At 72.3% G+C, this 10494-nt stretch carries 7 protein-coding genes; 4 read left to right on the top strand and 3 right to left on the bottom strand.

The window, feature by feature from the left end; all coding sequences use genetic code 11:
- Positions 1 to 649 precede the first annotated feature (649 nt).
- The gene (locus tag CHR28_RS29280; RefSeq protein WP_003974443.1) at positions 650 to 853 is read right to left on the bottom strand and encodes a cold-shock protein; all 204 of its coding nucleotides are present in this window, start codon (positions 851 to 853) and stop codon (positions 650 to 652) included.
- A gap of 320 nt (positions 854 to 1173) precedes the next feature.
- On the opposite strand from CHR28_RS29280, the gene CHR28_RS29275 reads away from it, so the two are divergent.
- On the top strand, positions 1174 to 2022 hold the full coding sequence (locus CHR28_RS29275; protein WP_094056706.1) for a menaquinone biosynthetic enzyme MqnA/MqnD family protein: 849 nt from the start codon (positions 1174 to 1176) through the stop codon (positions 2020 to 2022).
- Between the two features lie 93 nt (positions 2023 to 2115).
- Positions 2116 to 3864: a serine/threonine-protein kinase gene (locus CHR28_RS29270; RefSeq protein ID WP_094056705.1), complete on the top strand. Its 1749-nt coding sequence runs from the start codon at positions 2116 to 2118 to the stop codon at positions 3862 to 3864.
- On the opposite strand, the gene CHR28_RS29265 is transcribed toward CHR28_RS29270, so the two are convergent.
- Positions 3779 to 4333 (bottom strand): hypothetical protein, encoded by a 555-nt coding sequence (locus tag CHR28_RS29265; protein ID WP_094056704.1) that lies wholly within the window; start codon positions 4331 to 4333, stop codon positions 3779 to 3781. The two genes, CHR28_RS29270 and CHR28_RS29265, sit on opposite strands and share 86 nt — an antisense overlap.
- A 119-nt stretch (positions 4334 to 4452) precedes the next feature.
- Entirely contained in the window at positions 4453 to 9114 is a 4662-nt protein-coding gene (locus CHR28_RS29260; protein WP_094056703.1) for an FtsK/SpoIIIE domain-containing protein, read from the bottom strand.
- 361 nt (positions 9115 to 9475) lie between these two features.
- Between CHR28_RS29260 and CHR28_RS29255 the strand changes: the two genes are divergently transcribed.
- Both CHR28_RS29255 and CHR28_RS29250 read left to right on the top strand, forming a co-directional pair.
- Positions 9476 to 9775, top strand: a complete 300-nt coding sequence (locus CHR28_RS29255) for a WXG100 family type VII secretion target (RefSeq protein ID WP_082319687.1) — start codon at positions 9476 to 9478, stop codon at positions 9773 to 9775.
- A gap of 99 nt (positions 9776 to 9874) precedes the next feature.
- Positions 9875 to 10471: a hypothetical protein gene (locus tag CHR28_RS29250; RefSeq protein ID WP_143655925.1), complete on the top strand. Its 597-nt coding sequence runs from the start codon at positions 9875 to 9877 to the stop codon at positions 10469 to 10471.
- Positions 10472 to 10494 lie beyond the last annotated feature (23 nt).

The following is a 10494-nucleotide window of genomic DNA, read 5'->3' as shown; positions in this document are numbered from 1 at the left end:
GACACCGGCTCGGAATCACCGTCGCGCACGCCCGGCCCGGATCATCTCGCGCGCCCCCGGCCCGCCCCCGACACCGGCCCGGATCATCTCGCGCGCCCCCGGCCCGCCCCCGACACCGGCCCGGATCATCTCGCGCACCCCCGGCCCGCCCCCGACACCGGCCCGGATCATCTCGCGCGCCCCCGGCCCACCCCCGACACCGCCCCGGCATCACCGTCGCGTACGCCCTGGGCGGTGATCGCGCGGTCGGGCGGTCGGCTGGCGGTGTCGTCCGGTGTCAGTCCGTCGGTCCGGCCGCCGTCTCCCCGTCCGGGGCCGACGCGCCGGTGCGTGACCGGCCCGCCCCGATTCCGGCCCGGCGCCGATCGCCGTGCCCAGGCCCAGGGCCAGTCCCAGCCCCACGTTGTCGAAGACGGTGAGGCCGAGCACGAGCCCCACCGCCGTGCCGAGTGACAGCCCGAGCGACACGCCCGTAGCCGCGCGCTTCCCGGCGGGCGACGGACCGCCGCCCTCCCCGGTGTTCCGCTGATCTTTCCCCATCGGCCCATCCTCGCACGGGGAGAATTCGCCCGGAATTCACCCGGCGAAAGGGCCCGAAAAGGGCAGGAGCCCCGTCGCCTTGCGGCGCGGGGCTCCTTGGGTACTGCTATCAGACCGGCGTGACGTTCTCAGCCTGCGGGCCCTTCGGACCCTGCGTGACGTCGAAAGACACCTGCTGGTTCTCCTCCAGGGACCGGAATCCCTGCGCGTTGATCGCGGAGTAGTGGACGAAGACGTCGGGGCCGCCGCCCTCCTGGGCGATGAAACCAAAGCCCTTTTCGGCGTTGAACCACTTCACGGTTCCGGTAGCCATAAGCCCTCCTTGGGCTCAAAAGGGTTGCCCTGCTCCAGAACCAGCAAGTGTGAAGATGAATTCTGCACAACTGCATATGTCTGAGAATGACGAGAGCCCGCGGTCACATGCTCCGCAGGCTCTGTACTGCAAGGGAAACCAAACTGCAACTTGCGACGAGCCTAGCACGCGGGCCCCGGAATGCAATAGGGGTCAAGATCACGTCACCCGAATGTTTGAACATCCCCCGGCCGACTGGCGGAGCGGCCGCGAGCGGCGGCCGGAGCCCCGACGGCGGGGCCGGACGCGGGGCCCGGTGCCGTGAGGGCTAGCCTCACGATGTGGACAATCCTCGCACCCGGCCGCGCGTCGGCCACATCCAGTTCCTGAACTGCCTGCCCCTGTACTGGGGGCTCGCCAGAACGGGCACGCTCCTCGACTTCGAGCTCACCAAGGACACCCCGGAGAAGCTCAGCGAGAAGCTGGTGCAGGGCGATCTCGACATCGGTCCGGTCACCCTGGTCGAGTTCCTCAAGCACGCCGACGACCTGGTCGCCTTCCCCGACATCGCCGTCGGCTGCGACGGCCCGGTCATGTCCTGCGTGATCGTCTCGCAGGTCCCCCTGGACCGGCTGGACGGCGCCCGCGTCGCCCTCGGCTCGACCTCCCGCACCTCCGTCCGCCTCGCCCAGCTGCTCCTCGCCGAGCGCTACGGCGTCCAGCCGGACTACTACACCTGCCCGCCCGACCTCGGCCTGATGATGCGGGAGGCCGACGCCGCCGTCCTCATCGGCGACGCGGCCCTGCGCGCCAACATGCTCGACGGGCCCCGCTACGGCCTGGACGTGCACGACCTGGGCGCGCTGTGGAAGGAGTGGACGGGCCTGCCGTTCGTCTTCGCGGTCTGGGCGGCGCGCCGCGAGTACGCCGAGCGCGAGCCGGCCATCACGCGCAAGGTGCACGCGGCGTTCCTGGACTCCCGCAACCTCTCCCTGGAGGAGGTCGGCAAGGTCGCCGAGCAGGCCGCCCGCTGGGAGGCCTTCGACGAGGAGACCCTCGCGCGGTACTTCACCACCCTCGACTTCCGCTTCGGCGGACCCCAGCTGGAGGCGGTCGCCGAGTTCGCCCGGCGGGTCGGCCCGACCACCGGCTTCCCGGCGGACGTGAAGGTGGACCTGCTCCAGCCGTGAGCCCGGCGGCGCCCCGGCACTACTCTGCTGGGAGGTGCGGGCGTGCCGGGGCCGGGGAGCGACCCCGCGCGCCTACGGGGGAGGGGTGACGCCATGCGGCCGCTCGACGTCGACGAACCCACGGTCGTGGGTCCCTACCGGCTGCTCGGCCGGCTGGGCTCCGGCGGCATGGGCCGGGTCTATCTGGGCCGCAGCGCCGGGGGCCGCACGGTCGCCGTGAAGATCGTGCATCCGCACTTCGCGCTGGACGAGGAGTTCCGGGCGCGCTTCCGGCGGGAGGTCGAGGCCGCGCGCCGGGTGGGCGGTGCGTGGACCGCGTCCGTCCTGGACGCGGACCCGGACGCGCGCGTGCCCTGGGTGGCGACGGCGTACGCCGCCGGTCCCTCGCTGTCCGCCGCGGTCGCCGACGGCGGGCCGCTGCCGGCCCACACCGTACGGGCGCTCGGGGCGGGGCTCGCCGAGGCGCTGGCGGCGGTGCACGAGCTGGGGCTCGTCCACCGCGACGTGAAGCCGTCGAACGTGCTGCTCACCCTGGACGGGCCGCTGCTGATCGACTTCGGCATCGCCCGGGCCACCGACGGCACGGCGTCCCTGACGTCCACCGGCGTCTCCGTCGGCTCGCCCGGTTACATGTCGCCCGAGCAGATCCTGGGCAAGGGCGTCACGGGCGCGGCGGACGTCTTCTCGCTGGGTGCGGTCCTCGCGTACGCGGCGACCGGCGAACCGCCCTTCCCCGGTGACTCCTCGGCGGCCCTGCTCTACAAGGTGGTGCACGAGGAACCGGAACTGGGCCTGCTGGACGGGGAGTTGCGCTCCCTGACGGCGGCCTGCCTGGCCAAGGACCCGGGCGCGCGGCCGGGCTCCGCGGAACTGGCCCGGCGGCTGGCTCCCCAGGGGGCGGCCCGGCTGGTGGCGGGCGGCTGGCTGCCGGGGCCGCTGGTGGAACAGGTGAGCCGCAGTGCCGTACGGCTGCTGAACCTGGAGGCGACGGAGGCAGGCGCGCCCTCGGGTCCGGTGGCGTTCAGCAGCCCGTCGGTGGGGGAGCCGGAGGCGGGCCTGGCCGAGGGTGTCCCGGCCGGCCCCGGCGTGACGGATGGCTCGGGTGGCGCGGGGGTCTTCGGACCGCCCCCGGTGATGGACGGGCCGGCGGCCTCACCGCGCGTACCGGCGTCCGCCGCACCGGCCTCCACCGCCGTGCCCGAACCCCGCGACGGGCGCCGGGAGGATACCGTCGTTCCCTCCGAAGGGCGTCGGCCCGGCAAGGTGTCCGTGTCCGTGGCCGCGACCTCCGCGCCCGAGGGCGAGGGGCGGGTGCGGAGGCTGAGCTGCACCGTCGCGCTGGCCGTCGCGGGGGCGATGGCCGCCGTGACGATCGGGTCGGTCCTCGTCTTCGACCTGCTGCCGGGCGGGGGCGGCGGGGACGACGCGGGTTCCGGCAGCAACGACGCCTACTCGCCGCCCGGGGCGAGCGCGAGCTCCGCCCCGTCCGGCACGGTGCCCGCCGCCTACCTCGGTACCTGGGAGGGCCAGGGCACCGCCCTGGACGGCAGACTGCCGCTCGGCACGTTCCGGGTCACCGTGCAACGGGCCGAGGTCGGAGAGGAGTTGGGCCGCGTCCGGCAGACCGACCAGCTCGGCGGCGTCTGCGTGGACGTCCTCACCCTGAAGCAGGTGACGAAGAAGGAGCTCGTCGCCACGTCGGTCGGCGCGAAGACCAACCACAGCGGCTGCAACCCGGCTTCCACCACCGTCCGGCTCACACCGACGGGCGACGATCTCCAGTACCGCTCGGAGAGCGCGGAGTCGGGTCGTCCGCAGGCCCGGCTGTCGAAGGTGCGGTAGCGGACGACCGGCGCACGTGCCGGGCGAACAGGCCGACGAGCAACGCGATCACCGCCAGACAGGCAGCCAGGCCCACGGCCCACAGCCACGGGTAGTGCACATGCACCCAGCAGGGACCGCCCTCGCGGTAGCAGTCACCGTCCCAGTCCCGGCGCCGTTTCGGCCGTGCGGTCGCGCTGATCGCCCCCGCGATCAGGTAGCCCGCGACCAGCCCGGGCAGCGAGGCGGTCGCCCAGGCCAGCGACCGCGGCTTGCTCTTCTTCCAGTCCATCCGGGTCAGCGGCGCCGCCCAGGCGAGGAAGACGAGCGGGATCAGCGCACCGACCGTGCCGGCGAAGGCGTACGCACCGCCCGGCCAGGCGGGAGCGAGACCGCCCCACAGCTCGTGACCCCAGTACCACTCGAAGAGGAGCAGCGGCGTCAGCAGCAGCAGGAAGGGCGCCGGGGACCACCAAGCAGCCCCAGGCACAGCCCCGGTCCCGCTTCTCCACCGCGTCGGCGTGTGACCACCCGGGGCGGTGGTCGTAGCGCAGCGCCGATCCCGCCGCCTTCCTCCGTTTCGGCTTCGCCGAACCGCCGCTCAACGCCTCACCCCGGGACGACGACCGTGCGCAGCTCGCCGTCGCCGAGGTGCAGCATGCCCTTGCCCGGGGCGACCTGGCCGCCCACCATGCTGCGCGAGAGGCGGACGCCGATGAGGTCGCCGCTGGAGGACTCCTGCGGGGAGAGCAGGATGCCGCGGCGGGCCTTCTTCGCGTCGACCTGCCAGCCCGAGAAGCCGCTGCACACGTCCTCCTCGTCACCGGCGATGACCAGGGCGAGGCCCCGCTCGGCGCCCCGTGAGACCAGCTTCTTCAGCTGGCTCTCGGCGTCGCAGTCCTCCAGGATCTCGCCGTCGTCGACGAGCACCGCGATCGGCTCCTCCAGGGACGCCTGGTCGATCAGCTCCTCGAAGTCGTCCTCGTCGATGTCGTCGCCGGTGAAGACCTTCAGCACGCCGTCCGTACCGTCGAGTCCGCGCAGCGGCGACTGGCGCGGCGCCGCGATCACCAGCCGCGTGCCCTGGGCCAGGAACGAGTGCGCGAAGTTCAGCAGCACCGTCGAGCGGCCCGACTTGGCCGGACCCGCGATGACGAACGCCGGTACGCCCTGGGCGAGATCGGGCCCGAAGCCGACGATCTCGTCACCGCCGATGCCGGCCAGACCGTACAGCCGCGAACGGGACGCGTCCGGGTCGCGCAGTTCCCACGCCTCCGGGAAGGAGATCCGGCTGGGCAGGCTGTCCACGCGGAACGGGCGCCGTGCGCGCGGCACGTCCGCGTCGCGCGCGGCGGCCGCCTCGCCGATCGCCGCCAGCGCCGCTGCCTGGCCCTGGCCGCTGGTGTCCTCGGCGAGCAGCGCGAACTGCGTCTCCGTACCGGACTCGTTGCGGAAGGCACGGCCCGGCGGGATCTCCTCCGGCACCTTGCGCACCGGGATCCCGAGCGAGGAGAAGTCGCTGCGGTCCGCCAGGCGCAGGCCGTACTTGTCCTCGGTGAGCGTGGCGATCCGGCCCACCAGCAGCGTCCGGTCACCGGTGAGCACCAGGTGGATGCCGACGCTCGCGCCCTCGCGCATCATCGTCTGCAACTCGTCGGTGAGCGAGCCGTGGTCGATCTCGCCCAGCGTGGGCACCCAGCCCTCCCAGCGGTCCAGCAGCACCACGATGTGCGGCAGCCGCTCGTCCTCCGACACCGCCGCCCGCTGTTCGCCGATGTCCGCGAAGCCCTTGTCCGCCAGCAGGTCCTGGCGGCGGCCCAGTTCGCCCTTGAGCCGGTTGACCAGCCGTACCACCCGCTCGGTCTGGTTGCGCCCGACCACCGCGCCGCAGTGCGGCAGCCGGGTCAGGGCGTTGAGCGCGCCGTTGCCGCAGTCGATGCCGTACAGGTGCACGTCGGCGACGGAGTGGGTGCGGGCGATCGAGCCGGCCAGGGTGCGCAGCACCTGGGAGCGGCCGCTGCGCGGGGCACCGCCGATCATCAGATGCCCGAAGGAGGAGAAGTCCACCACGACCGGGCGGCGCGACTGGCTCGCCGGCAGGTCCTCGACGCCGTACGGGGCGGGCGCCAGCTTGCCGGGGCCGCCGGCGAACGCGGGCGGCTCGATCTCGTCCAGCAGCAGCGTCTCGTCCAGGGCGGGCAGCCACGGGCTGTGCTGGGGCGGGATGCCGAGGGAGCGGTTGGCGTCCCGGATCGTGTCGACGAGGACCTTCAGGTCGGTGATCTCCTCGTCCTCCCGCGCCTCCGCCTTCGGCTTGGCCAGCGCCGCCCTGCCGAGGTCCTCCCAGGCCAGCGGACCCACCCAGGGCATCAGCACGGCCGGGTCGGCCGCACCCGGGCGCCGTCCGCCGACGCGTCCCGACTGGAAGGGGACCAGGGAGGCGTGCCCGAGACGGGCGTACGCGCGGCCCGGGGTGCTCTTGGAGATGTGCCCGGCCTCGGGCGAGTCGATGACGTCGGTCGACTCGCCGCCGTCCGTCACGCGCAGCGCGATCCGCAGGTTGGTGTTGGCGCGGATCTCGGGGGAGACCACACCGGACGGCCGCTGGGTCGCCAGCAGCAGGTGGATGCCGAGGGACCGCCCTCGCTGGGCGATGTTCACCAGCCCGGTCACGAAGTCGGGCAGATCGCGCACCATCGAGGCGAACTCGTCGATGACGATGAGCAGTCGGGGTACGGGCCGGTGCGAGGGGTCGCGGCGCACCAGATCCTGGTAGTCCTCGATGTCCTTGGCGTCAGCGGCGGCCAGGATGTGCTCGCGCCGGTGCAGCTCGGCCCCGAGCGACTCCAGCGCGCGCTCCACGAGATGGGCGTCGAGGTCGGTCACCATGCCGACGGTGTGCGGCAGATGGACACAGTCCTTGAAGGCCGCGCCACCCTTGTAGTCGACCAGCACGAACGTCATGTTCTCGGGCGTGTTCGCCACCGCCAGCGCCGCCACGATGGTCTGCAGCAGCTCCGACTTGCCCGAACCGGTCGTACCGGCGATCAGACCGTGCGGCCCGTCCTTGCGGATGTCGATCCCGAACGGCCCGTCGTACGACTCACCGATCACGGCCAGCGTCGACTGACCGCCCATCCGCCAGCGGGCGACGATCGCGTCACTGGTCGGCGGCTCCAGCTGCAGCACGTCCAGCAGCCGGCTGGAGGCCGGCAGCGCCGAGTCCTCGGTCTCGCCGCTGATGTCCCGCAGCGGCGACAGCGACCGCGCCAGCCGCAGACACCAGGCCGGGGAGACGAAGTCGGGCCGTACGTCCTTCAGCCGCTCGGCACCGGCCTCCTCCACGCGCAGCCGCAACTTCTCGACGCGGCCCGCCTGTTCGGGCTGCGGGGCGCTGGTGTGCCAGGCCTGGAAGGAGGGGAAACCCCCGGCCACCGGCTGCGCCTGCTGCGATGCCTGCTGCTGTCCGTGCTGCTGGAGCTGTCGGTCCGGCTCGGACTCCTCGGCCTTCGGCTCGGCGACGACGTACGCCTGGCACTCGCCGGGCAGGAACCGCTCCTCGGCGTCCAGGCAGATGGCGAACATGGACACCGACGGGCCCTCGCGCAGCAGCCGTACGACGCCGGGCAGGGACCGCAGCCGGCGCGAGCCGTCCCACACCACCACGATGTCCGGGTCGCTGAACGTCGAGCCCTGCGACCTGTTCTGCTCGGCGGCCTTCTTGCGGGCGTCGAGGATCTGCGTCAGCTCACCGATCCGGGCGCCGACGGTCTCGGCGTCGGTCCCGATCAGCGCGTTGACGTCCTGCCCGCCGGAGGGGCGGGCGTGCGGCAGCCAGCGCACCCAGTCCCAGGACTCCCGCGCGGCGTTCTCGCTCAGCACGTAGAACTGCACGTCCATCGGGCTGTGCAGCGCCGCCGCCTGCGCGACGGCCCAACGCCCCAGCGCCCGGGCGGAGTCACCGGGCCCGGCCATGCCGACCACCCCGAGAGTGCGCAGGTGCAGCGCGACCGGGGCGTCCTCGATCTTCCAGGTCACCTGACGGCGGTGGTCGTCCTGCTCGGGATCGTCCAGCACGACCTCGGAGGGCAACTGCCCCGTCCCCACCCGCAGCAGGAGGTGGTCCCGGTCGGTACGCCGCCGCTCCCAGAGCCGGGTGCGGGGCCCGGTCCCGACGGCCAGCACGGTCGCCGGGTCGGGTATGGCGTGCCGCCGGTCGTTCCGCTCCGCGACGAGGGCGTCCTGGGCGTCCTTCTCGATCCGCTCCTTCTGCTCCTCGTACTCCTTGACCTGCTTGGCGTGCGACTTACGCCCGTGCTTCTTGTCGTTGTAGTAGTTCGCGAAGAGCAGGACCGGGCTCAGTGCGGCCATGATCAGGTAGTACCAGCGCTGGAAGATCATCACCGAGACGACGGCACCGACCAGCGGCGTCAGCGCCATCAGCCACGGCAGCGGCCGGGCCTCGTACTCGCGGGGCGCCGAGGGCAGCCGGAAGTTGGTCTGCCGCTCGGGCGGACGCAGCCGCGGGGGCCGGTTGTAGTCCAGCCCGATGCCGTCGTCGGACCACTTCAGGGCGGCGTTCGGGGGCGTGTACCGGGTGAGTTCGAGCAGGGTGTTCCCGACCCCGATCTGCGCGCCGAGGGGCCACTCGACGGGTCCGTCGTCGGCGTCCTGTTCCTGCTCGCCCTTCTTGCCCTTCCGCTTGCGGCCCTTGTCGCCGCCGGACTCCTCCTTGTCGTCTCCGGCGAGGGGAGTGCCGTCGAGGGTGACGTGCTCCCGGTCCGTGTGGACGGCGACCCGGCAGGTGCCGTCGGTGGCGACGGAGAGGGTCAGGGCCCGGGCGTCGACCTCGGGATCCTCGATCCGGACGTACGCCGCCGCCCCGCTGCCGATGTCGTACCGCCCGACCCCGAGCCGGTGCACGAACCCGGCGGCCGGACCGCCGACGACCCGCAACTCGACGAGCCCGGTGGGCTCACCCGGCAGACACCCGGAGGGATCCTGGAGGCTGACGACGGCGCCCTCGCGCAGGGGCGAGCCGACGACGGTGGCGGCGGGATCGACGGCGTATCCGTCCACGTACACGAGGGGCGCGTTGTTGGCCGGCGCGTGCCGGTGCTGTCCGAGCGGGATGACCTGCGCCCCGCTGTGCCCCACCTGCTTGGCGAGCTCCTGGGCGATGTCCCCCACGGTGGACTCAGGATCCGCATCGAGCACGACGTCGGCGGTGCCACCGCCGTACGGGTCGACGACGGTCAGAGTCAGGCGCACGACTTGTCCTCCCCGTGCCACTGGGCCGGTGTGGCCGCTGTGGTGTCCATTGCTGCGCCCGCTCCAGTCACGTGTCGTCACCGGGGTCACAGCCGTAAGGACGATATCCGTTCGGTGCGGTGGCGGGGCAATGGGGAGGTGCGGTGATGTTCCCAATGGCAATGTCGTGCACGCTTTCACGACGCCCCGTTCACAAGCCGAGGATGTGGCACCACAGGCCACACCCGTAAGCTGCAGGCGCAAGAGCGGACGATCACACCGGTTGCCACGTGCGATCGGCAACTCGGCTTACGGGCCGACGAGTCCGCACACAGGGAGCCACGGGGGTTGGCCCTGCGGCGTTGTGAGAGGGAGCGGCTTCATGGCCAAGGACCTTGACATCACATATCAGGACATGCGGGAAGCTGCCAAGCATGTCGTGAAGGAGAAGGAAAAGCTCCAGGAGAAGCTCGAGGGCCTCCGCAAGTACATCAACAACCTCGTGCAGTCCGGTTATGTCACGAAGAGCTCGTCGAAGGCGTTCGACGAGAACTTCGACGAGTTCGTGCAGGGCACGAAGACGACGCTGGACGGTCTGGACGGCATGGGCGACTACCTGACCATGGCGGCGGACAAGTTCGAGCAGATCGACGAGGAACTGGCGAAGCAGGCTCGCAAGTAGGCGACTTCCGGTGTCGTGGGCGGTGCGGCGGGGTGCGGGGCACCTCGCCGCACCGTCGTGCGCGGAGCGTTCGTATGCGCGAGCGAGGGGGCGGGGACCTTGGTGAAGCGTGCCACCGGGACGCGGAGCGGCAAGCAGGACGAAGCCGACGTCCGCTTTCGGATGCGGGACGGCCTCGGGATAGCCGGCGGGGTCGCCTTCCTGGGGGCCGTCCTCGCGGTGATCCTTCTGGTGTTCGGCCTGTCGAAAAGCCTTGCACGGGAGACGCTTCCGCAGCTGGCGGACTATCTTCCCGGGGGTTCCTGGGTGGCCGGTGGGGCCCTCGGAGCGCTCACCGTCGTGGGTGCCGTGGGAGTGCGCGGCTCCGCGTCACTGTCCGCGCCCGGACATGCGACTCGCTTCGGGCGGGCTTGGCGGCACGCCCGCACGGCGATCTGCTGGGCGGCAGCCTTCTGCCCGTTCCTGTACCTCCTGAGCGGCCTGCCCAGCCGCAACTGCCGCTCCGCCGGCTGCGCCTATGTTCCCGGGACGGGCACGGCCTTCTTGGCTTACGCGCTCACCGCCGGCGCGGCGGGATGGTGCCTGTACCGCTGGACGAGAGGGCGGGCGGAGGAGCGGGCGGCCCAGGCGCGGGAGAGGGCGCGGAGGTTGCGCAAGGAGGGCAAGGGCAAGAGCCGGGCGGTGCGTCGGCGTTGAGCGCCCACAGGAGCGTCACCGCA

Source organism: Streptomyces sp. XY006, assembly GCF_002237655.1.
GTDB classification, from domain to species: Bacteria; Actinomycetota; Actinomycetes; order Streptomycetales; family Streptomycetaceae; genus Streptomyces; species Streptomyces levis.
This window is presented reverse-complemented; position numbering and strand designations above follow the sequence as displayed.